Source organism: Amycolatopsis rubida (genome assembly GCF_900115345.1).
In the GTDB taxonomy this organism is placed as follows: Bacteria; Actinomycetota; Actinomycetes; order Mycobacteriales; family Pseudonocardiaceae; genus Amycolatopsis; species Amycolatopsis rubida.
Genome location: NZ_FOWC01000014.1, coordinates 70,550 through 94,212, shown reverse-complemented (window position 1 = coordinate 94,212; position 23,663 = coordinate 70,550). Strand labels below are relative to the sequence as shown.

Genomic DNA, 23,663 nt, shown 5'->3' with positions numbered 1-23,663 from the left:
TGGCGCCTTTCCTCCGACGGTGCGGGCATCTTCCACTCTGGAGACGCCCGCACCGTCATGGGGCCGTTGATCGGGACAGGCGACGGAAGGACCACGGCTCTGCCCGATTCACCCCGCCCCGGTTAGACCGGTTCGGTGAGCGGCTCGTCGGCGAAACGGCGGGCTACCCGTTCGGCTCCCGCTCGCGCCCGAGCCGTGGTGGCGAGGATGGCGAGCGCGATGATCACCGTGGTCCCGCCCGCGACGGCCCACCAGGCGGTGGCGTATCCGGTGAGCGGGGTGGCTGCGGCGGCGAGAATGCTGCCCGCGACCGCGACGCCGAGTGTCTGCCCGACCTGCCGGGAGGTGGACGCGACCGCGGCGGCGACTCCGGCCTGGGAGCGGGGCATGCCGCTGACCGCGGCGTTGGTGACAGGCGGATTCAGCAGCCCGAAGCCCAGGCCGAACACCCCGTACGCGATCGCGAGCATCCACAGCGGCGTGGCACCGGAGGCGGTGGTGAGCAAGACGGCGACGACCGTCATCGAGATCCCCGCGGCCAGCAGCGGAATCCGCGCGCCGCGCGTGGCGACGAGACGGCCGGACAGCGGTGCGGCGATCGTCACGGCCACGGCGGCCGGCAGCAGCATCAGACCGGATTGCAACGCCGACAGCCCGCGCTCGTCCTGGAGGTACAGGGGCGACAAGAACAGGAACGTGCCGAACGCGGCGAGCCCGCATACCGCGCTGATCGTGGCCGACGAGAACGGCGCACTCCGGAAGAAGCGCAGCTCCACCAGCGGTTCCCGGCGGCGGAGTTCCCAGCGGATCAGCGCGAGCAAGGCAAGCCCGCCGAGCCCGGCCAGTCCGAGGATCGCCGGCGAACCCCAGCCCAGCCGCTGGCCTTCGATCGCCGCGGTCACCGCCGACCCGAGCAGCACCACGACCAGCACCTGTCCCACCGGATCCGGGCGACGGGGGTGCGGCGCCCGCGATTCCGGCACGTAGCGCGCGGTCAGCGCGAGCGCCGCGACGACCACCGGCACGTTGACCCAGAAAATCGCCCGCCAGCCGATGCTCTCGGTCAGCACGCCGCCGAGCACCGGGCCGACGCCCAGCGAGATCCCGACGATCGACCCCCACACCCCGATCGCCCGCGCCCGCTCGCCGGGGTCGGCGAAGACGTTCGTGATGATCGACATCGCGACCGGGTTCAGCATCGCGCCGCCGAGCGCCTGCACGATCCGCGCGGCGACCAGCCAGCCGATCGACGGGGCCACACTGCACAGCAGCGAGCCGAGTCCGAAAAGGACCAGTCCGGCCAGGAAGGTTCGCTTGCGCCCCAGGCGGTCTCCGGTGGCCCCGCCGAGCATGAGGAAACAGGCGATCACGAGCGTGTAGGAGTCGATCGTCCATTGCAGGCCGTTGATCGACGCGTCGAGATCGGTGCGGATGACCGGGAGCGCGACGTTGACGATCGTGTTGTCCATCGCGACCACGAGGATGCTGGAGCAGAGGATCGCGAGAATGCCGAAACGGCCGCGTGCGGTGCCGGCTCCCATTCAGTGCTCCGTCCAGCCGGTGGTGATCTCTTCGCCCGCGGTCCAGACTTCGGCGGCGTATCCGTCCGGGCGGACGAGGACGGCGGCCAAGCCGTGCCAGTCTCGGGTCGAGCGCACGACATGCTCGCCGGCTGCGGCGGTGGCGCCGAAAGCCACGAGAGTGAACCGGTCCGGCCGCAGCGCACGATGGAGGGTGCGACCGTCGGCGAGCGGGAGGTTGGGTACTCGACGGCCGGCGAGGCTGCCGTCTTCGGCGTAGGAAACGTCCAGCCCGGACAGCCAGCCGCGCAGCTCGTCCGCGGTGTCGCCGTTGCGCCCGATGAGGTCGGACATCAAGTCCCGCAACGCTTTTCCGCCCGGCGTGAAGGTGCCCATGAGCGCGGCCTGGGCGAGGGTGTTCGCCGCGAGCCGGGCCGCGATGGGGCGGCGTTCGGCGTCGTAGGACTGCGGGCCGTCGACGATCCGCCGCGGCGCGCGTCCCCGCACCTCCGCGGCGAGCTTCCACGCGAGGTTCGCCGCGTCCTGCACGCCGACGTTGAGCCCCTGGCCGCCTGCCGGAAGGTGGACGTGCGCGGCGTCTCCGGCGAGGAACACCCGGCCGGTACGGTACTGCTCGACATGGCGCGTGGTGTCGCCGGTCCGAGACGACCACAGCACCTCGGTGATGCCGAAATCGTCGTCAGTGAGCCGTTTGAGCGTCGCACGCAGTTCGGCCTCGTCGGGGATCTGGGCCTGGCGGCGCGCGGCTTCCTCCGGCGTGAGGCCGACGTCGCCGGGTTCGTGGCCGAAGATGCGGTGAATGCCGCCGGGCAGCGGCAGAACGCTGTACGAGCCGCGTTCGTGATCCCAGTTGTGCGGCTGGGCCGGCGGGCGTTCCAGCTTGACGTCGGCGAGGAATCCCATGGTGGATGCGGGAGTTCCGGGGAAGCCGAGGCCGAGTGCGTGCCGGGTCGCGCTGTGTGCGCCGTCCGCGCCGACGACGTAACCGGCCCGCCGGGTGTCACCGGTTTCCGAGACGATGGTGACGCCTTGCCCGTCCTGCGTCAGGTCGGCGAGTTTCCACCCGGGCTCGACCACGACGCCCTGCCCGGCGAGATGCTCGGCGAGCAGCCGCTCGGTTTCCGGCTGCGGCAGCAGGAGCACGAACGGGAACGAGGTGTCGAGCCCGCTGTAGTCCAACCGGTTCGGCAGGGTCGCGAAATGCGCGGCAGGCACCGGATTCCCGGCAGCGACCAGGCGTGCGGCCAGCGACCCCCGCTCGTGCGGGATCGAGTCGAAAACCTCGAGGGTGCGCGGGTGGATCGTCGTCGCCCTCGACTGCGCCGCGCGGTCCGGATCCGCCTCGAAGACCCGGACCGCGACCCCGGCTTGACACAGGAACGCGGCCGCCGTCATGCCCACCGGTCCGGCGCCGATCACCGCGACCTCGATGTCCATATTTCCCCCTTTGTCGATGTTCCGCTGGCGAACTCTCTTGATGTCAAGGTATTCTCTCACTGTCTTGATGTCGAGAGAAAGGGCTGCGCCGGTGAACACTGCGCCCCGGGACGCGGTCGACGACCTGGTGGACGCCGTCCGGCGCGGCGGCGGCGGCGAGGACGTGCTCGGCGCGAAGTCGCTGTCCTACCGGCTGCGGCGGGTCGCGCACCAGCTGGAACTGGCCATGCGCCGCGAACTGTCCGCGCACGGGATCGAGCTGTGGGAGCTGGAGATGCTCGCCGCGCTCAAGCGCGCGCCCGGGCACCGGCTGACGCCGGGGCAGGTGATGACGGCGGTCGAGCTGACCTCGGGTTCGGTCACGCACCGGATCACCCGGCTGGAGGCGCGCGGCTGGGTCCGCCGCGACAAGGACCCGGACGACCGGCGTTCGGTGCTCGTCTCCCTCACCGCGGAAGGCAAGCGGCAGGCGCTCGCGTCGTTCGAGCTCAAGACGGAGATCGAACGCGAAATCGCGAAGGCTCTCGACCCGGAAACCATCGACGTGGTGAACGACGCGCTGCGGCGGGTCTCGCACCACCTCAAAGGAAAGGACGAGCAATGAAGCGGGAAACCCTTGGTGCGGCGGCCATCGTCGCGGGCCTGGCCGCCGCCGCGCCCTCGGTGTGGCAGACGGTCACGCACATCACCGATCCGAGCTACCGCGCACCGGAGGTCCGCCACGGCGAAGGTCACGTGCAGTACCACATGGCCCGCGAAGCCCTGATCACCGCGGGCGCTTTCGGTGCGGTGGGCGCCGGTTTGGCGGCCGGACGGGATCGCTCGCCCGCGCTGTGGCGGGCAATGGCTTGTGCCGCAGGCGGTTTCGTGGCGGCGATGTGGTCTGGTGGCCCGACGACGGGGGTGTGGGCGCCGAATCGGAAGGCGCTGGCGATTCACGTCGCGTCGACAAGTGCGTTGTCGGCGGGGGTCGCGTTGCTGCGGCCGAGGCATTAGAGGAACACTCGGGCGTTCTCCAGCCACGCCTTCGCGTCCTCGCCGATCGCGGCCAGCCCGGTTTCGGCCAAGCCGCGGTGCTGGGTGAGGCGAAGGCAGAAATCCCTTGCGCTGCCCCGGATCCGCTGTGCGGCGTCGTCCGGGCCCCCACCCCAGACGACCCACTCGGGGCTGGTCAGTTCGACCCGGATCGGCGCGGTCGGCAGCGGCAGCCGGGCGGCGTGGAACGACAGCCCGCGCCCGGCCACGCCCAGCGCGGCGATGTGCTTGAACCGGTCGGACGGCGCTCGACGCGCACGGTGTCGAAGATGTCCTGCCCGTGCGCCCACGTTTCCATCAGCCGAAGCGCCACCGCGAGCGAGCGGTACCACGGAAACGCCTGGTCCAGCGGGACCTCGCCGAGCACCGCCGCCGCTTCGGCACGGCCGGCGCGCCAATGGTCCAGCAACTCCGCACGCGGTCGCGCGGCTCCCTCGGCCGCGCGTCGGCGTCTTCGTCCAGCACCGCGGCGAACTTCTCCGGCTGGCGGCCAGCGAGGACGACGTTCGCGTCGGCTGCCGCAAGATGCGCGATCTGATGGGCGATCGTCCATCCCCCCGCCGGGGTCGGTCTCGACCAGTCGGGTTCGGCGGACACCACCGCGTCGAGGTCGTCGCCTTCCGCGAGCAAATCCGGCAGGGCGGCTTCGCGGCAACCCGGTCGCGGCCGGTTCGTTCGGGAAGCGGCTATGGGCTGAGCGGGCAGGCGGTTTCGGCCGAAACGAGCAAGAAGTTCGGCATGCGCAGGTAACTTTCGATCCCGTCCGCCACCGCGGGATCCAGCCCCGGCTCGACGACCTCCCGCAGCCGGCATCCGGGTGCGGCCACTTCGGTGAGGTAGGCGGAAATCGGCCGGTGGAAGCCGGACGCGTCCCGCCCGGCGATCTCGTATTCCGCCAGATGCTCCTTCTGGCGGTACTCGCCGTACTTCCGCCAGATGCCGGACAACTCCTCGAACGCCGGGTGCGTGATGGCGAACACGAACAGCCCGCCCGGGCGCACCGCCTCGACGCAGGCGCGCATCGCGGGCTTCCACCCGGGAATCGCCGTCAGCACCATGCTGTACACGACAGCGTCGAACGGTTCGAGTTCCGGCAACCGGGCGAGCTCCGCCCGCACGTAGGAAACATCCGTGGATTTCTCCCGCGCGAACGAAATCAGGCTCTCCGCCGGTTCGACCCCGGTGACCTCGGCCCCGCGCCCGGCGAGCATCCGGCTGAAGTATCCGTTGCCGCAGCCCGCGTCCAGCACCCGCCGGCCGCGCACGTCGCCGAGCAGCCGCAGGAGGACCGGGTTGAGCAGATGCTGGTTGGCGAAGTCCCCGCGCTCGGCGGTCGCTTCCATCGATGCCCGGGCGCTCCCGGAGTTCCACTGCTGGACGGCGGCATCGTTCGTCCACGTCACCGGATCGAGCCTAGGGCGGCTGTCTCGGGATTTTCCGGAAGCTCCTGGCGGATTGACGCGCGGCCGACCTCAGGTGTAGGCATGTAAGCACCTGCTTACAAAGGGATCCGGGGAGTCGTTGGCATGACCACCACGCACACCGAACCGCTCGCCTACCCGTTCAACGAGGAGGCGGGCCTCGCGCTCAACGAGGCCTACACCGCCGCCCGCGAGAACGCCGGGATGATCCGCGTCCAGATGCCGCACGGCGAGGCCGCCTGGCTCGCCACCCGCTACGCCGACGCGCGTCTCGTGCTCGGGGACCGGCGGTTTTCCCGCGCGCTGGCGCAGGAAAGCGACGAACCGCGGATGTCGGAGTACCGGCGTCCGGGCGGCATCCTCTCGATGGACCCGCCGGATCACACCCGGCTGCGCACCCTCGTCGCGAAGGCCTTCACCGCGCGGCGGGTCGAAGAACTGCGCCCGCGGGTCGCGCGGCTGGCTGACGACCTGATCAAGGAACTGCGGGAGCACGGGCAACCGGCTGACCTGGTCGATCTGTACGCACTGCCGATCCCGGTCGCGGTGATCTGCGAGCTGCTCGGCGTGCCGGTGGCGGACCGGCCGCAGTTCCGCGAGTGGAGCGACGCGGCATTGTCGACGACGCGGCTCACGCCGGAGGAGTCGGAGCGCAGCCGCGAGGAGCTGCGGGCGTACATGGCTGGGTTGATTGCCGAGCACCGTGCGCAGCCGCAGGACGATCTGATGACCGCGCTCATCGAGGCCCGGGACGTGCGGGACCGGCTCACGGAGCTGGAGCTGGTGGACCTGTGCGTCGGGATTCTGGTCGCCGGCCACGAAACGACTGCCAGCCAGATTCCCAACTTCGTGTATGCGCTGCTGGACCAGCACGAGCACTGGGACCGGTTGTGCGCGGACCCGTCGCTCATCCCGGCTGCGGTGGAGGAACTGCTTCGCTTCGTGCCGCTCGGCGCCGGTGCTGGGTTCGCCCGGTACGCGACCGAGGACGTCGAGGTCGGCGATGTCCTGGTGCGCCAGGGGGAACCGGTGCTGGTGGCGATCGGTGCGGCCAACCGCGACCGGCTGCGGTTCGCCACCGCGGACCAGCTCGTTCTGGACCGCGGGGACAACCACCATCTCGGATTCGGGCACGGGGTGCACCACTGTCTGGGTGCTCCGCTCGCACGGCTGGAACTGCAGGAGGCGTTGCGGGCGTTGACCCGGGAGTTGCCGGGACTGCGGCTCGCCGGGGATATTGAGTGGAAGACGCAGATGCTGGTTCGCGGGCCGCGGTCGATGCCGATAGGGTGGTGACGATGACCTGGAAGATCGAGGTCGACGGGGGGACGTGCATCGGCAGCGGGATGTGCGCGGCGTTGCTGCCGGAGACGTTCGTGCTGGACGGCGCGACCGCGCGGGCTGTCGCTGAGACGGTGGAACCGGACGAAACCGTGCTGGACGCGGCGGATTCCTGCCCCGCGATGGCGATCACCGTGCGGGACGGGGCCGAGGTCGTCGGCCCACGCCCGTAGCTCTCGCGGGCGGTTCGCGAGGGCCCCCACGGCTTCTCCGGCGTCAGGCTCACGAACGGAACACGCCGTCCTCGGTGACCACCGCGGTGATGAGCGCTGCCGGCGTGACGTCGAAGGCCGGGTTGAACACCGCCGCCCCCTTCGGCGCGACCCGCGCCCCGCCGAACTCCGTCAGCTCGGACGGCGCACGTTCCTCGATGTCGATGTCCGTCCCGGCGGCGATGCTTTTGTCCACTGTGGACGTCGGTGCGACCACCACGAACGGAACACCGTGGTGCGCGGCCGAAATGGCCAACCCGTAGGTGCCGATTTTGTTGGCCACGTCGCCGTTCGCCGCGATCCGGTCCGCGCCGGCCAGCACACAGTCGACCAGTCCGCGCGCCATCGCCGCGGCCGCCGCGCCGTCCGGCTGCACGCGGTAGGGCACTCCGGCCTGCTCGAGTTCCCAAGCGGTCAGCCGGGACCCCTGCAGCAATGGCCGTGTCTCGTCCACCAGCACCGATTCCACCAGTCCGCGTGCGTGCAGGTGCCAGACGACCCCGAGCGCGGTGCCCCACGCGACGGTCGCCAAGTGCCCGGCGTTGCAGTGGCTGAGCAGCCGCAACGGCCTGCGCGGGCACGCACCCAGCACGACCTCCGCCGCGTTCGCCGACGCCGCGCGGTTGCGCTGCTCGTCCTCGTCGAGCATCGCTTGTGCCTCCGCGAGCACCGCGTCGGCGCCGTCGGGCAACCGGTCCAGTGCCCGGGAAACGCCCCAAGCCAGGTTGACCGCCGTCGGCCGGGCGTGCGCGATCCGGTCCGCCTCCGCCCGCACATCCCCGCCCTGACGGGCCGCCAGCGCGACCCCCAAAGCGCCCGCCGCTCCCAACGCCGGTGCTCCGCGGACGGCCAGTCGCTGGATCGCGTCGACCAGCTCGGTCACCGTGCGCAGCGTGAGCGTGCGGTACTCGCCCGGAAGCGCGACCTGGTCCACGATCACGATCGCCCCGTCGGCCCAGTCGATGGTCCTGCGCATACGTCCTCCCGTCGTGGAAATCCCGTGGCGGAACGCCGCTGCGGCGAGCGACGATCCGCCTCGTGACCATTCAACGGCAGAACCCGCCCTCCCCGCATCCACCCCACGCGAGCACCGCGTGCACCTCGCCGGCCAGTGTCCGCTGACCTTCGACGGCAAGGTGGTCCCCAGCGCAGGTGGACCAGGTCGTCGCCAACATCGGGGTCGCGCTCGCTCAGGCAGGCGCGACCCCGGAGGACGTTGTGCGCACGGTGATCTGCGTGGCCGCCTCCGGCGAGCCGGCCCTCGCGGCGGCGTTCACCACCGGGTGCACGCTGGTCAGCGTGACCTGCCTGGGCTTTCCGGGCCAGCTCGTCGACCGCGGCACTCGCCTGAATCACTGCCCGGCCGCGGCCAAACTGCAATGGGACACGGTGCCGGTCAGCTCCGTGCGGTCGAGGTTCCGGCCGATGAGGACGAGCTTGCTGACCGGGGGCGTGGCGCCCCATTCACCGGCATCGGTCAGTTCGTAGATCCGATGCACGCCCTGCAGCACCGTCTTGCGGTCGAAGGCGAGGATTCCCTTGAACCGGTACAGGTCGTCGCCGCGTTCGGCCAGCAAAGCGGTGAGCCACTGCTCGAACGCGGTGCGGTCCAGGGGATAGTCGAGTTCGATGGACACCGATTCCAGCGTCGGGTCGTGGTGGTGCGATTCGTCTTCGAGCCAGTCCGGGTCGGCCGCGACGGTGCGGTTCAGGTCGAAGGCGTTGATGCCGAGGATGTCGTCCAGGTCAACGCTGCCGTAGGTGGAGGTGAGGATGTCCGCGGTCGCGTTGACCGAGCGAAGCCGCGTGCGCAGTTCCTCGATTTCCGGCGCGGTGACCAGGTCGATCTTGTTGAGCACGATCCGGTCGGCGAACGCGATCTGGTTGCTCACCTGGCCGCCGACCCCGTCGTGTTCGCCCTCCTGGAGATGGCTGCCGACGTGCCGCGCGTCGACCAGCGTCACGATCGCGTCCAGCGCGAAGGCCGAAGACACCTCGTCGTCCACGAAGAACGTCTGCGCGACCGGGTTCGGATCGGCCATGCCGCTGGTCTCGATGAGAATCCGGTCGAACTGTTCGCGGCGGCGCAGCAGCGACTGCAGGATTTCGATCAGATCGGTGCGCGCGGTGCAGCACAGGCAGCAGCCATTGCTCATTTCGATGATCTTCTCGTCGCCGCCGAGCACGAGCGCGTTGTCGATCGGGATCTCGCCGAACTCGTTCTCGATCACCGCGATCCGGTGCCCGTGGTTCGCGGTGAGGATGTGGTTGACGAGCGTGGTCTTGCCGGAGCCGAGAAAGCCGGTCAGTACGGTCACCGGGATTGTGGCCATGATGATTCCCTCCTTAAACGTTCCCGCCGAGAATCCGGCGAGCGTGCTGGCGTGCTTCCGCGGAGACGACAATGCGGTTGCCGTCGAAGTGCGGGCCGCGGGTCGCGTCCAGGCCCATCCGGGACGTCGTGCCGTCGGAGCCCGAGGACGGGTCGAGCGGCGAGCCGGGCAGACCGTCCACAGTGAACAAGTCCTGGTGCGGCTGGAAATGCGTGGCGAGTGCCCAGAGGACGGCGCTGTCACTGGTGACGTCGACGTCTTCGTCCACCGCGATCACGGTCTTCACATACGGGTCCCAGCCGAGCAGGCCGAGCATTACCTGCCGGGCTTGACCCGGTCGTCGCTGGCGTAGCGCGACGTAGCAATGGAAGTGCGTGCCGGACGTCGGATAGTGCACGGCGGTGACGTCCGGGAAGCGCGCTCTGAGTTTCTCCGCCATCTCCGATTCTCGTGGCACCCGCGCGAGGTTCAGATGCTCGTCAGTATTGCCGCCGACGACGTCGATGAGCATGGCGTCGGAGCGGCGCAGGACGGTCTGGACGCGGAGCAGGTTGTTGGTCGAGCGATTCGAGGAATAGCCGGAGAACTCGCCGAACGGGCCTTCGTCCGCGTGCTCGGAGGCGTCGATCGTGCCTTCCAGCACGAAGTCCGACCAAGCCGGGACGCCGATGCCGTGCCGCGGGGTACGCACGAGTTCCAGCGGTTCGCCGAACAGCCCGCCGGCCACCGCGCGCTCGTCCACGTCGTAGCCGACTCGCGCGGACGCGGCCAGCATGAACAACGGATGTCCGCCGAGCACCATCGCGACCGGCATCGGCTCGCCGCGTTCGGCGTACTTTTGCAGCATCCGCCACAGATCCCCGCGAGAATGGAGACTGGTCGCCAGTTCGGTGCGGGAATGCGGCATCGCCCGGTGATAGCTCAGGTTGCCGACGCCGGTGTCCGGATCCTCCGCGACGATGATTCCGCTGGTGACGTAGCGGGAGCGGTCGCTGGCGAAGTGCCGGAGCATCGGGATGGCCGCCACGTCGACATCCGTTGTCACGTCGTCCAGCACCGGCCCGCTGTCGACCGCTCGCGGCGGCACCGCCCGGAGTGCTCGCTGCTGGTAGGCACTGTGCAAACCGGACGGTCCGGTTTCGAGCATGCGCGCGATGCGTTGCCGCGAAGCGAACATGTTGCTGACCACCGGCACGTCAAGTCCGGTCACCTTCCGGCACAGCACCATCTCGTGCCGTCCGGCCGCGGCGAGTTCGTAAATCACCCCGGTGACGCCCTCGTCGGCCGGGACGGGATCGTCGAGGACGAGCACGTCTTCGGGAAAATCGCGGCGATACTGGGCGAGGAAAGCGTGCGGATCCTGGTTCACCGCGAAACTCCTTGCGAGACGGGCGGCCCCTGCCAGCGCGCGAACAGTTCGTTCTCGATGCCGAACTGGTCGAGCACCTTGCCGCTCAGGTGGGCGAGGATGTCCTCAATGGACTCGGGCTGGTGGTAGAAGGCGGGTACCGGCGGCAGCACGGTCGCGCCCGCCTCGGTCACCGCCACCAGATTGCGCAGGTGCACGAGGCTCAACGGGGTCTCCCTGGCCACCAGCACGAGCGGACGGCGTTCTTTCAGCGTGACGTCGGCGGCGCGCACGAGCAGCTCGTCGCTGTAGCCGTGGGCGATCCCGGCGACGGTTTTCATCGAGCACGGCACGACGACCATGCCCATGGTGCGAAAGGAACCGGACGCGATCGACGCGGCGATGTCCCCGCGCGCATGGCGGACGTCGGCCAGTTCGGCGACCTCGGCGGGCGGCATGCCGGTTTCCAGTTCGATGGTGCGGTGCGCGGCTCGCGACATGACCAGATGCGTTTCCACCGTGCCGAGCTCGCGCAGCGCGGTCAGCAGGTGGACAGCCAGGTGCGGTCCGCTGGCCCCGGTGATGCCGACGATCAGCCGGGGCCGCTGCGGTTCGGTGCCCATGACGCCCTTTCAGGACTGGGAAAGCTTTGCGGCGGGTTCTCGGTGCACGAGCGGTTCTTCCGGCCGTCGTTTCCGGACAGCGAAGAAAAGCAGATTCAGCAGGACCGCCAGTACGGTTCCGGTAGCCACGCCGCTCTTGAGGAAAACTTGAGCGGCAAAGGGAAACTGCTGGTAGAAGTCCGGGGCGCCAGCCGGGATCAGGCCGACGCCGAGCGACAGCATGACGATCACCAGATTGCCGGTCTGGTTGAAGTCCACTCGGGACAGCAGCTGAATGCCGGACACGGTCAGCGCCGCGAACGTGGCGACCGCGGCCGCGCCGATCACTGGTTGCGGGATCGCCGCGATCACCCGGCCGACCGGTTGCACCACCCCGAAAACGATGAGAATCACCCCGCCGACCGCGACCGGATACCGGCTGCGCACCTTCGTCAGCGCGACGAGTCCGATGTTCTGGCCGAAGGTGGTGTAGGCGAAACCGTTGAACACGCCGCTGAGTGCGGTGAGCAGTCCGTCCACCCGGAGCAGATTGGCGATGTCGCGCGGTCCGACCTTCTTGCCGACCACCTGCCCGACGGCGAGGCCCTGTCCGGACGCCTCGACCATCAGCACGAAAACGATCACCAGGAACAGCAGAATTGACGGAATGTCGAAATGCAACGCTCCGTAGTGCAGTGGTTTCAGCAATCCGAAAACGGGGCCGTTGGCGACTCCGGCGAGAGAGCCCAGCCCGGTCAGCCAGCCGACGATCGCCCCGACGGTCAGCGCGATCAGCATCGCGAGCTGGCCGAGCAGACCGCGAAACACCCGGTAGAACACCGCGATCAGCGCGAGCGTGAACCCGGCGAGCGCGAGATTCGCTGGCGCACCGTAGTTGTGCGCGGACGGATCGGAACCGGCGATGAGCTTCAGCCCGACCGGAATCAGGGTCAGCCCGATCAAGGTGATGACGGTTCCGGTGACGACTTCCGGGAACAGCTTGAGCAGTTTGCTGAACAACGGCGCGATCAGCACCCAGACCACGCCGACCACGAGCAGCGAGCCATACACTGTGGACAGCCCCTGCGTGCTGCCGATCAGCACCATCGGGACGATTCCGTTGGACGCGGCACCGACCACGAGCGGCATCCGGATGCCGAATTTCCAGACGCCGAACGCCTGCAGCATGGTGCCGATCCCGGCGAGCACCAGGTCGACGCTGACCAGGTCGGCGATCTGCGACTGCGGCAGCCCGAGTCCGGCGCCGACCACGATCGGCACCACGACGACACCGGCGTACATCACGAGCACGTGCTGCAAACCCAGCAGCACCAGCGGGCCGAATCGGGGACGTTCGTCCACCGGGGACGGGGGAGACGGGTGACTGGCCATGATTCCCTCACCTCGTTGGGCCGGCGGGGCCGGGCAAACGGCCGGGCCGGGCGGATCGCGGGGCGTCGCCGGAGCCGGACGGGCTGCCGGCGGCGATGACCCCCGGCCGCGCGCGAATCCTGCCGCCGCACCTACGGGGTTAGGGGATGTCCGAAGATTTTTCCTTCCCTGCAAGGAGTTTCGACTATGGTGCATCGGAAGCCGCCGAGGGTCAATACCCGGGCGCGGCTTCCGGCCCGGTGCGCGGAGCCCGCTCGCGGCGGTTGAGCACGAGGTTCAGCAGGAACGCCGCGATGCCGCCGGCGGCGATGCCGCTCGTCAGCACGGTCTGCACGACAACCGGCAGATGCTGGTAGAACTCCGGCGCGCCGACCGGCAGCAGCCCGAAGCCGAACGAGATGGCGACGATCAGGATATTGCGGCCGTTGCTCAGATCCGCCTGGCTCATGATGCGCAGGCCGACCGCTCCGACAGTGCCGAACATGACCACGCCGACGCCGCCGAGCACCGGCCCGGGCAGCGACGCGACGGCCGCGCCGAGTTTCGGCACCAGGCTCATGAGCACCAGCACCGCGCCCGCGGTGGCCACCACGAACCGGCTCATCACACGGGTGATGCTGACCAGCCCGACGTTCTCGCCGAAGGTGACGACGGTGAACGAGCCGAAAACGCCCGCGAACGCGGTGCCGATCCCGTCCGCGCGCAGCGCCCGGGAAATCTCGCGCGGTCCGACGGCGCGGCCGGCGATCTGCCCGATGGCGAGCGTGTCGCCGGTCGATTCCACCATGTTCACCAGCTGCACGATGATCATCGGCAGCAACGCGGACAACGCGAACGTCGGCAGGCCGAACTCGAAGGGCTTGACGAGGCCGACCCAGTCCGCCTGCCCGACCGAGCTGAAGTCGGCCATGCCGAGCGGAATCGCCACGAGAGTGCCGGCGGCCAGCGCGATCAGGATCGCGAAACGGCGCACTGCGGGCGGGGCGAACCGTTCCAAACAGACCGTCGCCGCGATGGTGCCCAGCCCGAGAATCAGCCGTCCGGCCGAACCGTGGTCGGACGCACTGGGGTTGGACCCGGCGATCAGCGTCGCGGTGGAGGGCAGCAGCGAAAATCCGATGATCGCGATGATCGTCCCGGTCACGATCGGCGGGAAGAACCGGATCAGCTTGCTGAACCACGGCGCGACCAGCCAGGTCAGCAGTCCGGCGACGATCGTCGCGCCGAAGACCGCGGGCAGCCCGGCCTCCTTGCCGACGATGATGGCCGGGGTGATGCCGGTGAAGGTCGAGCCCATCACGATCGGCAGCCGGACGCCGACGTTGCCGATCCCGAGCGTCTGCAATAGCGTCGCGATGCCGCTGACCAGCACGTTCGCCGTGACAAGCGTGGCGATCTGCGCGGTGGACAGGCCGACGCCGAGCCCGATCAGCAGCGGGACGGTGACCATTCCGGAATAGGCGACCAGCAGGTGCTGGATGCCGAGCGGGAGCATCTGCCGGAACCGGGGGACGGTGTCGACCGCGTCGCGGGTGGTGGCTTCGGCTCGGGTGGTGCGCGGACGGAATCGCATGGTTTCCTCCACAGCGGGGAAAGGGGGAGCGCGGATCACCGCGCCCAGGGAGTGAGCAGTCCGCCCATGCCGCTGCGTTCCAGCAGCCGGGCCGCGTGCCGTTCCGCTTCGTCGGCGGCGGCCGCTTCGTCGACGCGGACGCACTGTCCGGCGCGGTAGACGATCTCCCCGCCCACGATCGTCAGCTCCACATCGGACCCGCGGGCGGAGTAGACGAGCGCGGCGACCGCCCGGTGCACCGGGCGCACGTGCGGACGGTCGAGCGCGGTCACGATGACGTCGGCGAGTTTGCCCTCGCTCAGCACGCCCGCGTCGATTCCGGCGTAACGGGCCCCATCGCGGGTGGCCATTTCCAGCGCGTCCTCGGCCCGCAGCGCCGTCGGGTCCAAAGTGGCCGTTCGCTGGCCGAAGACGCTGAGTTTCATGGCCTCGAAAAGATCTTGCCGATGGCCGCAGCTGGGACCGTCGGTGCCCAGCGCGACCGGGACGTGCTGCTTGCGCATGCTCGCGATCCGCGCGGTACCGGACGCGAGGTAGCCGTTGGACGCCGGGTTGTGCGAAACTCCCGCGCCGGTTGCCGCGACCTGCTCGATTTCGGCTTCGTCGAGCCAAATCGCGTGCGCGAGCGTGGCCCGTTCGTCGAGCAGGCCTTCTTTCGCGAGCCATTCGACCGGCCGCACCCCGTGGGTTTCGAGGTAGCTGACCGGATCGGTTTCGCTCTCGCAGCAATGGGTGTGCCAGCGAGTGCCGAATTCCCGGGCCAGTTCGACCGTCCGGCGGACGAGTTTTTGCTCCACGTAACAGAGGTTGAGCGCGGCGGGCCACACCGCGACCTTGGCGGCCGGCGGCCGGTGCTCCATCGCCTCGCGGGTGATCGCGAATTCGTCCTCGCTGGAATAGCGGAACAGCTCGATCGGCTGTCCTCGGCGATCGGCGATTTCGGTGCGTTCGCCCAGCATGCCGCGCGCGACCGCACCGCGCAGCCCGGCCTCCTCGATGACGTCGGCGACGGCGAGCGTCGTTTCAAGATCGCTTGGCGCGTAATGGTTGTCGATCACCGTCGTGATGCCGGCCCGCAACGCTTCGACCGCGCCGAGCCGTGCCCCGGCCACTGCTTCGGGCCCGGTGATCGCGATCGAATACGGCCACATGAACTCGCACAGCCACGGCACGATCGACATGCCTTCGCCGAGCCCGCGAGCGAGCGCCTGGTAGAGGTGGTTGTGCCCGTCGACCAGACCGGGCAGCACGGCTTTCCCGCGACAGTCGATGACCTCGGCGGCGTGCCAGCGCTCGGTGCCAGGTCCTTCGCCGACCCCGGCGATCCGGCCGCCGATGATCGCGACGTGGCCGTTGTCGTGGACAGTGCGCTGGTCGTCGACGGTCACCACGGTGCCGCCGGTCAGCAGGAGATCGCAGGGTTCCGGTTCCGCAGCCGACATCGGGCCGCCCTTCCCCGGGCGGGGTCGGACCCGGCCCGGCGGTCGTCTCCAGCGCGCGGCTGGAGGCACTTGGCCGAACGGTTGGCCCGAAACGGGAGGTCACCGGCGCCCGGCAGCACCGCCGGGTCGTTCAATGCAAAGCCCTCGCGGCACCGGTGTCAAGAGCATCGTCTGGAAAAGTCTTGCCGCGCAACGCATCCGGCGATCATGTGTTGACACCGGGCGGCGAAGATGTTGCACTCGGTTGCGCCGGAGCGCGGATCGCGCTTCCGGGTCCCGTAGGTGCGGTGAAGCGCGGCCGGGGAGTCCTTTACTCAAGTCTTGCGTAAGGAGACATCCGGTGATTATCGATACCCATGTCCATCCGACGAATCTCGTCGACGAAGCCTGGCGGCACACCGGAACCCCGTTCACCGGCGAGCGCACGCTGGAAATGATGGACGGTCCATTCTGGATCAACGGCAAGCCGCGGCGCGTGGACGTCAGCTGCATCATGCCGCCGCCGGGCAACACGACCTGGCGCGAGGGCAACAAAACCGGCCGTGAAGGCATCCGCGAATACCAGGCGTACGTGACCTCGCTGGTGCAGCGGTATCCGGACCGGTTCGTCGGCAACTTCATGTACAACCCGCGGTTCGGGCCGGAAAACGGCGCGGCGGAGCTGGCCTTCCACGTGAAGGAATACGGCTACAAGATGCTGAAGCTGCACGCCAACATGCACTCCTACCGCCCGGACCGGGCGCTGGACTGGCTGCGGCCGGTGCTGCGGGTGTGCGACGAACTCGGCGTGATCGTGCTGATCCACACCGGGGACGGGCCGTACTCGATCCCGACCCAGTTCTACCCGATCATCCGCGAGTTCCCGAACGTCACGTTCATTCTCGGCCATTTCGGCATCCAGACCGGCGGCGTCTACTGTTTCGAGGCGTTCTGGATGATCCAGGACTCGCCGAACGTGATCGGCGAATCGGGCTGGCTGCTGCAGTCGCGGATCGTCGAATTCGCCAAGGAGATGAAGAAGAGCGACCTGGTCTTCGGCACCGATTCGCCGCCGAACGAGCCCGGCATGTGGGCGCGGGAGCTGGAAGTGCTGTGCCACCAGCCGCCGCAGGGCCTGAACCTGTCCGAGGACGACCTGGAGGGCTACCTCGGCAACAACATGGCCAAGCTGCTCGGCCTCGCGCCGACGCCGCCGCCGAAGGACAAGGCGGAAGCCGAGGCGTACTTGCGCGGCGACCTTCCGCAGGCTTCCGCGGCGAATACGCACGCGTCGCATTATCTCGGCTATACGCCTTCAGCGTGGGCAGAGGCCGCTAACTCCTGATTCCGTCGGCGCGTCAGTTGCGAGTTCAGTCGCACCCGCAGCTGGCGCGCGCGGTCAGGCGGACGTCGAGGATGCGGTCTTCCGGCTGGGTGTTGTCGCGGAGCTGGTCCAGAGTGGACACCGCGGCGTCGGCGAAATCGTCGAAGGAATGTCCGGCAGTGGACAGCGCGGGCCAGCTGTGCGCGGCGGCGTCGGTGCCGCCGAAGCCGATCACCGCAAGGTCTTTCGGCACGCTCAAGCCGAGTTCCGCCGCGACCGTCAGCGTGTCGAGCGCCAGCCCGTCCGCCGTCGCCATGATCGCGCGCGGCCGCTCCGGCGACTGCAACCAACGCCGGATGTCGGCCCGTGCGGCATGCCGATCGAGACCGGTGCGGACGACGTTGCCCGCGCTCCGCTTCGCCGCCCGCATCGCCTCGGTCCAGCCTCGGGCCCGCTCGGCCACCGGCCCGGACCGCGCGGTTCCGGTGAGGCAGCCGATCTCCCGGTAGCCGTGCCCGAGCAGGTGTTCGGTGGTCAACCGTCCGCCCGTTTTGTTGTCCAGCACCACCGACGGCGCGGCAGTGCCGGCCGGGGCGTGGTGATGCAGGTAGACGACCGGAACGTCCAAAGCGGAGTGGGTGGCCGCCGCTCCGGCGACCTCGGCGCGGACCAGCAGCAGACCGTCCACGCGCATGTTCGCCAGCGATTCGGCGTACCGCAGCTCCTGATCCCGGGAGAACGCCGAATTCCCGAGCAGCACCAGGGATCCGCGAGCGAACGCGGCCCGCTCGACCGCATGGGTGAGCTGGGTGAAGTAGCCCTCGCTGCTGTCCGGCACGACCAGCCCGAGCACGTTGCTGCGGGTGGAGCGTAACGCCCGCGCGACGAGATTCGGCCGGTAGCCGAGCTCGGCGATCGCTTGTTCGACCCGCGCTCGCGTGGCGGGCGCGACCGGACGCGGGCCGTTGTTGAGCACGTAACTGACCACGGCCGGCGAGGTGCCCGCCAGCCGTGCGACATCGTCCCGGGTGACCCGCTGCATGCGCCGGACGATACCCGAAGAGCCGTTGACAGTCCCGATCTACACGTGTTGAATCCGTGCGGTCGGCAACGCAGGAAAGCTGGTGGTCACTGTGGACTCGCTGGTACGCGCCGCGGAAACCGGGAAAGCCGCCGGGGTGGGCGAAAGCGCCCTCCGTCCGGACGGCACCGCCAAGGTGACCGGCAGGTTCGCCTATTCGTCGGATTTGTGGATCGAGGGCATGGTCTGGGCGACCACGCTGCGCAGCCCGTACGCGGCAGCGCGGATCCGGTCCGTCGACACGAGCAAGGCCCTCGCCCAGCCAGGCGTGCACGCCGTGCTCACCCACGAGGACGTGCCCGGTGCGAAAACGTATGGCATGAAATCCGCCGATCAGCCGGTCCTCGCCGTCGACGAGGTCCGCTACCACGGCGAACCGGTGGCGCTGGTCGCCGCCGACGACCCGGAAACCGCCCGTCAGGCGGCGAAACTGATCATCGTCGACTACGAACCGCTTGACCCGGTCACCGATCCGACGACGGTCCTGGACAAGGGCGTCCGCCCGATTCATCCGGACGGCAACCTGGTGCGGCACGTGAAAATCCGGCACGGCGATCCGGCACGAGCCCGCGCCGAAGCGGATGTCGTCGTCACCGGCGAGTACGAAGTCGGCATGCAGGACCAGGCTTTCCTGGGCCCGGAATCCGGCCTGGCGATTCCTTCCGAGGACGGTGGCGTCGAACTCTACGTTTCCTCGCAATGGCTGCACAAAGACCTCGAACAACTGGCCCCGTGTCTGGGCTTGCCAACAGAAAAAGTGCGACTGACCCTGGCAGGTGTCGGCGGCGCTTTCGGCGGCCGAGAGGACCTCTCGGTCCACGTGCACGCCTGCATGCTCGCCCTGCGGCTCGGCCGTCCGGTCAAGATGTCCTACAACCGCTACGAATCCTTCTTCGGCCACGTACACCGCCATCCGGCCAAGATGCGTTACGAACACGGTGCCACCAAGGACGGCCGTCTGGTCTATGTCAAAGCCCGCCTGATTTTGGACGGTGGCGCATACACCTCGACTTCGCCGGTAGTCATCGCCAACGCCTGCTATTTCGTCACCGGCGCGTACGAAGTCCCGAATGCCGAAATCGACGGCCTGGCGGTCTTCACGAACAACCCGCCCTGCGGCGCAATGCGCGGTTTCGGCGCAGTCCAATCGGCATACGGCTGCGAGTCCAATATGGACAAACTGGCGCGCGAACTAGGCATGGACCCGATGGAATTGCGCCTCCGCAACTCCATGACCACGGGTACCGTCCTGCCCACCGGCCAAGCCGTCGACGGCCCAGCCCCGGTCGCGGAACTGCTGCAAGCCCTTCGCGACCGTCCGCTGCCGCCGGCCGGTGCTGCGGATTTGCTTTCCCTGCCCGGCGGAGCCGCCAACACGACGCACGGCGAGGGGGTGCGTCGCGGAGTCGGCTACGCGGTCGGGGTGAAAGCGATCGGCTACTCCGGAGGCGTCGACGACATTTCGACGGCCCGAGTCGCCTTGACCGTGGTGAACGGTGCCCCGGTGGTCTCGGTGCACACCGCGGCCGCGGAATGCGGACAAGGCGTCACCACGGTGCAGTCACAGGTAGCGAGCACGGAACTGGGCGTTTCCCGGGTAGTCGTCCTCCCCGCCGACACCCACATCGGCGACGCTGGTTCCGCGTCCGCTTCCCGCATGACGTGGATGTCGACCGGCGCCGTGCAAGGCGCCTGCCGCCACATCGCCCGGGAACTCCTGCGCCGCGCCGCTGACGCCTGCAGCCTGCCAGCTTCAGCCCTGTCGCTCGGCAATGACCACGTCCTGGACAGCGGCGGAGATCCGGTGTGCCCTATCGCCGACCTCGTAGGTTCGGACACCGTCTCGCACACCTTCGAATACCACCACCGCCCCACCCAAGGCATCGACCCGGAAACCGGTCAGGGCAACGCGCACATCGCTTTCGCCTTCGCCGCCCACCGAGCCGTGGTGGACGTGGATGTCGAACTGGGTTTGGTGAAGGTAGTCGAGCTGGCGACCGCGCAGGACGTCGGCAAGGCGATGAACCCGCTGGCCGTCGAAGGCCAAATCGAAGGCGGCAGCGTACAGGGACTTGGGTTGGCTTTGATGGAGGAAATCCTGGTCGATCGCGAGGGCCGGGTGCGCAACCCGTCCTTCACGGACTACCTGATCCCGACCGTGCTGGACGTCCCGCCGATGCCGATCAGCCTGTTCGAATTCCCGCACCCGGACTCGCCGTACGGCCTGAACGGCGTGGGCGAGCCGCCGACCCTGTCGTCGACCCCCGCGATCCTGAACGCCCTCCGCTCCGCGACCGGCCTGCCCTTGCCGAACGCCCCCATCCGCCCGGACGACATCGCGCTAGCCGAGGGCCGTGCCGCTTCGTGAGCGCGGTGGCCCCTCGCGTGCTGGCCGACCACCTCGTGCGCAGCGGTCCGGCGGGGCCTTTTCTCCGCTCCGCTTTGGCCTGGCCTCTCTCCCCGCTCCGCTTTGGCCTGGCCTCTCTCCCCGCTCCGCTTTGGCCTGGCCTCTCTCCCCGCTCCGCTTTGGCCTGGCCTCCCCCCCCGCTCCTCGCCAGGCCCACGATCCCGCCCCTCTTTTCCGTCCCTGACCGGCAGCCGCCTCCTGGAGGTGCCCCGTGGATTTCCTGACCCCCGCGACCTGGGCCGAAGCCCTGGCCGCCAAGTCCGACCGCCCGGACGCCGTCCCCCTTGCCGGCGGCACCGACGTCCTGGTCGAACTCAACTTCGACCACCGCCGCCCGACCGCGCTGCTGGACCTCACCCGGATCGAGGACCTGGCCGGGTGGACCGAGAAAGACGGCCGGATCCGCCTGGGCGCGGGCGTGTCGTACACGCGAATCATCACCGAGCTAGGCACTCGCCTCCCCGGCCTGGCGATGGCGAGCCGCACCGTCGGCTCCCCGCAGATCCGCAACCGGGGCACCGTCGGCGGAAACCTGGGCGCGGCCTCTCCCGCCGGCGACACCCACCCGATGCTCCTGGCCTGCGACGCAACGATCGAGATCGCGTCCGTCCGCGGCACCCGGCTGATCCCGGCGACAGAGTTCTACCAAGGCGTCAAGCGCAACGCACTGGCCCCCGACGAGCTGATCGCCGCTGTCCACCTCCCGGTGGCGACCGGCCCACAGCAGTTCGCGAAAGTCGGCACCCGCAACGCGATGGTCATCGCAGTGTGCTCATTCGCCCTGGACCTGGCCCCGGAAACCGGCTGGATAGGCGCCGCCGTCGGTTCCGCCGCCCCGACCCCGCGGCGAGCGACCGCCGCAGAAGACTTCCTCCGCGACGCCCTGTCTGATGCGTGGACCTCCCGCACTCCGCTGCCGGACACGGTTGTCCGCCGCTTCGGCGAACTGGCCGCGAGCGCCGCGTCCCCGATCGACGACGTCCGGGGCAGCGCCGACTACCGCATCCACGCGATTGCCGTACTGGCCCGCCGGACGTTGAGCTGGGCCTGGGAAGACTATCGGAAAGGCGGGCAGCCGAAATGCGCCTGAACCTCACTGTCAATGACGAGCCGCGCACCGTCGACGAGGTGTGGGAGGGACAGAGCCTGCTCTTCGTGCTGCGCGACCAACTGGGTTTGCCGGGCTCGAAAAACGCCTGCGAACAAGGCGAATGCGGTTCCTGCACAGTGTATTTGGACGGTACCCCAGTGTGTTCGTGCCTGGTCGCGGCAGGCCAAGCCGAGGGCAGGAACGTCCGCACCGTAGAAGGCCTCGCGGACGGCGACCAGCTGGACGCGGTACAGCAAGCCTTCGTCGACGCCGGTGCTGTGCAGTGCGGCTTCTGCACGCCGGGGTTGATCGTCGCCGCGCACGAACTGGTGCACCGGGCGGGTGCCCCTTCGGATCCGGAGATCCGCGAGGCGTTGGCGGGGAACCTGTGTCGCTGCACGGGATACGAGAAGATCCTGGACGCAGTCCGCCTGGCCTCGGCCCGAGTAGGGGAGACTGCGGGGCCCGCATGATGCTTGCGGGCAGCTCACGCCCGCGAGTCTGCGGCGAACGGTGGAACACGTCCGCGACTCAAGCCTCCGCGACATCGGTGCATGTGGTCTTGTGTGGGAGGGCGTAGTTCGGGGTGCTCGTGGATCGCTGTCGAGGTTGGGTGGGTCGCTTCTGTCGAGTCGACTTGAGCTGGGGTCCGCGGCGTCGGTGCATGTGGTCTTGTGCGGGGAGGGCGCAGTTCGAGGGTGCTCGTGGATCGCCGCCCACGCTAGGCGGTCGCTTCCGCCCAGCCAGCGGACGGCTCGCCGCATACCGGGTACCGGCTACGATGGCCGGCTCCGGACCTCCGATCCGTGCCGGAATGCCACCGCCCGACATCTCGCCCGAGCCCGCCTCAGTTCCGCGGTCCATGAAAATGGCTCGGTTCGAGAGCACACCCGTGCCGATGTCTGGCTCGCGACGGCAACCTGCACTCGCGGGCTTGGCCCCGGGCTTGTCCCGGGCCTGCGGCTCGCGATGGCAATCCGGGCGCGCGGGCTTGGCCCGGGCCTTGTCCCGGGTGTGCGGCTCGTGACGGCAACCCGCGTCCGATGGTTCGCCGAGCTGGTCGCGGGGTCGCCGTCCGGGCGGCAGCTCACGCCCGGCGGTTGCTCGAACGGATCCCGGACCCAGCAACCCGCCCGGAGCCCCTCGCCCTACGGCTGGCCAGTCCCGGTCACCGGCCGTTCATCAGATCCGTCTCCGTCACCCCCGGCCCCTGTCCTTCCCGGATGAACCATTCCGTCCCGAATGCCTCGCCGAACTTGTCGTCCGGCAGCGCCAGGAAGAACGACTCCTCGCTGATCTGGCTCCGATGCGCCCGCATCGCCGCCCGCTTCACCTTCAGGTACGCCGTGACGTCCACTTCGGCCGTCAGCTCGGCTTCCGGTTTCCCGATGATCATGTCCTCGTCCGGGCCGCCTTCCTCGCCCGCCGCGCGCGCGGCTTCGGCGGCTCGGCGCATCTGGTCGCGGTTCGCCGAGCCCTGGTAGACCCGCGGCGTGCCCGCGAGTTCGGCCGCGCGCATGCCGACTCGGTGCACCTGGATGTGGTCCGGGTGGCCGTAGACGCCGAAATCGTCGTACACCGTGAGCACGTCGGCCGACTCCGCGCGCAAGATCGCCGCCAGCCGCTCCGCTGCTTCCTCGACCGGCGCGCTCCAGAACGTGTCCGGGCCGTCGTTGGAAGGGTCGCCCATCATCCCGGAGTCCTGGTATCCCAGGAACTCCACTCGCGAGACGCCCAGCACCTCGGCCGCTGCCCGCGTCTCCTGCACCCGGCGGTCCGCGAGCTGCTCGCCGTCGCCGAGCAGGCCCTCGGGGATCTCGCCCTTTTCTCCGCGCGTGGCCACCACGAGCACCACCCGGTGCCCCTCGTCGGCCGCTTTGCGCATCACGCCGCCGGTCATGATCGCCTCGTCGTCCGGGTGGGCGTGGAACGTCACCAATGTCGCCATGCCAGCGAACCTACCGGCACCCACCGACAAAAACCGGCGCCCACCCGAAACGGCTTCCGGGGAATCAGCCACACCCTCCATTGTGGACAGGCCGGCTACCCGGGCGGACCTGCCGCTTTATCGGTGCGAGGGGTCCCCTCGCGCGCTCCGGCGGTTG

General features: G+C 69.2%; 21 protein-coding genes and 2 pseudogenes. 8 read left to right on the top strand and 15 right to left on the bottom strand.

Going from position 1 to position 23,663, the window contains the following annotated elements; all coding sequences use genetic code 11:
* Positions 1-122 precede the first annotated feature (122 nt).
* Together BM362_RS36590 and BM362_RS36585 are read right to left on the bottom strand one after the other, a co-directional pair.
* A complete protein-coding gene (locus BM362_RS36590) occupies positions 123-1,541 on the bottom strand; it encodes an MFS transporter (RefSeq protein ID WP_067582745.1) in 1,419 nt (472 codons plus the stop codon).
* On the bottom strand, positions 1,542-2,978 hold the full coding sequence (locus BM362_RS36585; protein WP_208865439.1) for an FAD-dependent monooxygenase: 1,437 nt from the start codon (positions 2,976-2,978) through the stop codon (positions 1,542-1,544). It lies immediately after the preceding gene.
* A gap of 91 nt (positions 2,979-3,069) precedes the next feature.
* Between BM362_RS36585 and BM362_RS36580 the strand changes: the two genes are divergently transcribed.
* Together BM362_RS36580 and BM362_RS36575 are read left to right on the top strand one after the other, a co-directional pair.
* A complete protein-coding gene (locus tag BM362_RS36580; protein ID WP_198545365.1) occupies positions 3,070-3,582 on the top strand; it encodes a MarR family winged helix-turn-helix transcriptional regulator in 513 nt (170 codons plus the stop codon).
* Positions 3,579-3,974, top strand: coding sequence for a hypothetical protein (locus BM362_RS36575; protein WP_067582754.1), 396 nt, complete (start codon positions 3,579-3,581; stop codon positions 3,972-3,974). The genes BM362_RS36580 and BM362_RS36575 overlap by 4 nt, the downstream gene beginning before the upstream one ends.
* On the opposite strand, the gene BM362_RS36570 is transcribed toward BM362_RS36575, so the two are convergent.
* The 4 genes and pseudogenes from BM362_RS36570 to BM362_RS36560 all read right to left on the bottom strand — a co-directional run bounded on the left by BM362_RS36570 (position 3,971) and on the right by BM362_RS36560 (position 5,416).
* Positions 3,971-4,303, bottom strand: coding sequence for a hypothetical protein (locus BM362_RS36570; protein WP_208865454.1), 333 nt, complete (start codon positions 4,301-4,303; stop codon positions 3,971-3,973). The genes BM362_RS36575 and BM362_RS36570 overlap by 4 nt on opposite strands.
* Before the next feature lie 38 nt (positions 4,304-4,341).
* Positions 4,342-4,566 (bottom strand): annotated as a pseudogene (locus tag BM362_RS49560) (hypothetical protein); the annotation flags it as partial.
* A pseudogene (locus BM362_RS50400) lies at positions 4,557-4,610 on the bottom strand (hypothetical protein); the annotation flags it as partial. The pseudogenes BM362_RS50400 and BM362_RS49560, both read right to left, overlap by 10 nt.
* A gap of 89 nt (positions 4,611-4,699) precedes the next feature.
* Complete coding sequence (locus tag BM362_RS36560; RefSeq protein WP_244287402.1) at positions 4,700-5,416, bottom strand: class I SAM-dependent methyltransferase; 717 nt, start codon at positions 5,414-5,416, stop codon at positions 4,700-4,702.
* A gap of 123 nt (positions 5,417-5,539) precedes the next feature.
* Here BM362_RS36560 and BM362_RS36555 point away from each other — a divergent pair, with 123 nt between their 5' ends.
* The gene (locus BM362_RS36555) at positions 5,540-6,730 is read left to right on the top strand and encodes a cytochrome P450 (protein WP_067582760.1); all 1,191 of its coding nucleotides are present in this window, start codon (positions 5,540-5,542) and stop codon (positions 6,728-6,730) included.
* A gap of 2 nt (positions 6,731-6,732) precedes the next feature.
* Positions 6,733-6,948 carry a ferredoxin gene (locus BM362_RS36550; protein ID WP_198545366.1) on the top strand — a complete coding sequence of 72 codons (216 nt, stop codon included), beginning with the start codon at positions 6,733-6,735 and terminating at the stop codon, positions 6,946-6,948.
* 49 nt (positions 6,949-6,997) lie between these two features.
* Here BM362_RS36550 and mtnA read toward each other — a convergent pair whose 3' ends face one another.
* From mtnA to BM362_RS36510, 7 genes are all read right to left on the bottom strand, one after another.
* The gene (gene mtnA / locus BM362_RS36545) at positions 6,998-7,963 is read right to left on the bottom strand and encodes an S-methyl-5-thioribose-1-phosphate isomerase (protein ID WP_067582765.1); all 966 of its coding nucleotides are present in this window, start codon (positions 7,961-7,963) and stop codon (positions 6,998-7,000) included.
* 376 nt (positions 7,964-8,339) lie between these two features.
* Positions 8,340-9,320, bottom strand: a complete 981-nt coding sequence (locus BM362_RS36535) for a CobW family GTP-binding protein (RefSeq protein WP_093576247.1) — start codon at positions 9,318-9,320, stop codon at positions 8,340-8,342.
* Positions 9,321-9,333: 13 nt separating this feature from the next.
* A complete protein-coding gene (locus tag BM362_RS36530; protein WP_208865438.1) occupies positions 9,334-10,689 on the bottom strand; it encodes a UbiD family decarboxylase in 1,356 nt (451 codons plus the stop codon).
* On the bottom strand, positions 10,686-11,291 hold the full coding sequence (locus BM362_RS36525) for a UbiX family flavin prenyltransferase (protein ID WP_093576245.1): 606 nt from the start codon (positions 11,289-11,291) through the stop codon (positions 10,686-10,688). The genes BM362_RS36530 and BM362_RS36525 overlap by 4 nt, the downstream gene beginning before the upstream one ends.
* Positions 11,292-11,300: 9 nt before the next feature.
* Positions 11,301-12,662, bottom strand: coding sequence for a nucleobase:cation symporter-2 family protein (locus tag BM362_RS36520; RefSeq protein ID WP_067582777.1), 1,362 nt, complete (start codon positions 12,660-12,662; stop codon positions 11,301-11,303).
* Positions 12,663-12,873: 211 nt separating this feature from the next.
* The gene (locus tag BM362_RS36515; protein ID WP_198545368.1) at positions 12,874-14,235 is read right to left on the bottom strand and encodes a nucleobase:cation symporter-2 family protein; all 1,362 of its coding nucleotides are present in this window, start codon (positions 14,233-14,235) and stop codon (positions 12,874-12,876) included.
* Positions 14,236-14,270: 35 nt separating this feature from the next.
* The gene (locus BM362_RS36510; protein WP_093576242.1) at positions 14,271-15,677 is read right to left on the bottom strand and encodes an amidohydrolase family protein; all 1,407 of its coding nucleotides are present in this window, start codon (positions 15,675-15,677) and stop codon (positions 14,271-14,273) included.
* 340 nt (positions 15,678-16,017) lie between these two features.
* Between BM362_RS36510 and BM362_RS36505 the strand changes: the two genes are divergently transcribed.
* Positions 16,018-17,001, top strand: coding sequence for an amidohydrolase family protein (locus BM362_RS36505; protein ID WP_067582783.1), 984 nt, complete (start codon positions 16,018-16,020; stop codon positions 16,999-17,001).
* Between the two features lie 25 nt (positions 17,002-17,026).
* Here BM362_RS36505 and BM362_RS36500 read toward each other — a convergent pair whose 3' ends face one another.
* Positions 17,027-18,022 (bottom strand): LacI family DNA-binding transcriptional regulator, encoded by a 996-nt coding sequence (locus BM362_RS36500; protein ID WP_093576241.1) that lies wholly within the window; start codon positions 18,020-18,022, stop codon positions 17,027-17,029.
* A 91-nt stretch (positions 18,023-18,113) separates the two neighbouring features.
* Here BM362_RS36500 and pucD point away from each other — a divergent pair, with 91 nt between their 5' ends.
* From pucD to BM362_RS36485, 3 genes are all read left to right on the top strand, one after another.
* Complete coding sequence (gene pucD, locus BM362_RS36495; RefSeq protein WP_483073387.1) at positions 18,114-20,429, top strand: xanthine dehydrogenase subunit D; 2,316 nt, start codon at positions 18,114-18,116, stop codon at positions 20,427-20,429.
* 250 nt (positions 20,430-20,679) lie between these two features.
* Positions 20,680-21,558: an FAD binding domain-containing protein gene (locus BM362_RS36490; RefSeq protein ID WP_093576239.1), complete on the top strand. Its 879-nt coding sequence runs from the start codon at positions 20,680-20,682 to the stop codon at positions 21,556-21,558.
* On the top strand, positions 21,549-22,031 hold the full coding sequence (locus tag BM362_RS36485; RefSeq protein WP_067582795.1) for a (2Fe-2S)-binding protein: 483 nt from the start codon (positions 21,549-21,551) through the stop codon (positions 22,029-22,031). The genes BM362_RS36490 and BM362_RS36485 overlap by 10 nt, the downstream gene beginning before the upstream one ends.
* A 695-nt stretch (positions 22,032-22,726) precedes the next feature.
* Here BM362_RS36485 and BM362_RS36480 read toward each other — a convergent pair.
* Positions 22,727-23,506, bottom strand: coding sequence for a PIG-L family deacetylase (locus BM362_RS36480; RefSeq protein WP_093576238.1), 780 nt, complete (start codon positions 23,504-23,506; stop codon positions 22,727-22,729).
* Positions 23,507-23,663: the final 157 nt, after the last annotated feature.

Excerpts from the sequence above, each read along its gene's own strand:
- BM362_RS36590 (WP_067582745.1), bottom strand. The coding sequence starts at position 1,541 with ATGGGAGCCGGCACCGCACGCGGCCGTTTCGGCATTCTCGCGATCCTC.
- BM362_RS36585 (WP_208865439.1), bottom strand. The coding sequence starts at position 2,978 with ATGGACATCGAGGTCGCGGTGATCGGCGCCGGACCGGTGGGCATGACG.
- BM362_RS36575 (WP_067582754.1), top strand. The coding sequence starts at position 3,579 with ATGAAGCGGGAAACCCTTGGTGCGGCGGCCATCGTCGCGGGCCTGGCC.
- BM362_RS36555 (WP_067582760.1), top strand. The coding sequence starts at position 5,540 with ATGACCACCACGCACACCGAACCGCTCGCCTACCCGTTCAACGAGGAG.
- BM362_RS36550 (WP_198545366.1), top strand. The coding sequence starts at position 6,733 with ATGACCTGGAAGATCGAGGTCGACGGGGGGACGTGCATCGGCAGCGGG.
- mtnA (WP_067582765.1), bottom strand. The coding sequence starts at position 7,963 with ATGCGCAGGACCATCGACTGGGCCGACGGGGCGATCGTGATCGTGGAC.
- BM362_RS36535 (WP_093576247.1), bottom strand. The coding sequence starts at position 9,320 with ATGGCCACAATCCCGGTGACCGTACTGACCGGCTTTCTCGGCTCCGGC.
- BM362_RS36525 (WP_093576245.1), bottom strand. The coding sequence starts at position 11,291 with ATGGGCACCGAACCGCAGCGGCCCCGGCTGATCGTCGGCATCACCGGG.
- BM362_RS36520 (WP_067582777.1), bottom strand. The coding sequence starts at position 12,662 with ATGGCCAGTCACCCGTCTCCCCCGTCCCCGGTGGACGAACGTCCCCGA.
- BM362_RS36515 (WP_198545368.1), bottom strand. The coding sequence starts at position 14,235 with ATGCGATTCCGTCCGCGCACCACCCGAGCCGAAGCCACCACCCGCGAC.
- BM362_RS36510 (WP_093576242.1), bottom strand. The coding sequence starts at position 15,677 with ATGTCGGCTGCGGAACCGGAACCCTGCGATCTCCTGCTGACCGGCGGC.
- BM362_RS36500 (WP_093576241.1), bottom strand. The coding sequence starts at position 18,022 with ATGCAGCGGGTCACCCGGGACGATGTCGCACGGCTGGCGGGCACCTCG.
- BM362_RS36485 (WP_067582795.1), top strand. The coding sequence starts at position 21,549 with ATGCGCCTGAACCTCACTGTCAATGACGAGCCGCGCACCGTCGACGAG.
- BM362_RS36480 (WP_093576238.1), bottom strand. The coding sequence starts at position 23,506 with ATGGCGACATTGGTGACGTTCCACGCCCACCCGGACGACGAGGCGATC.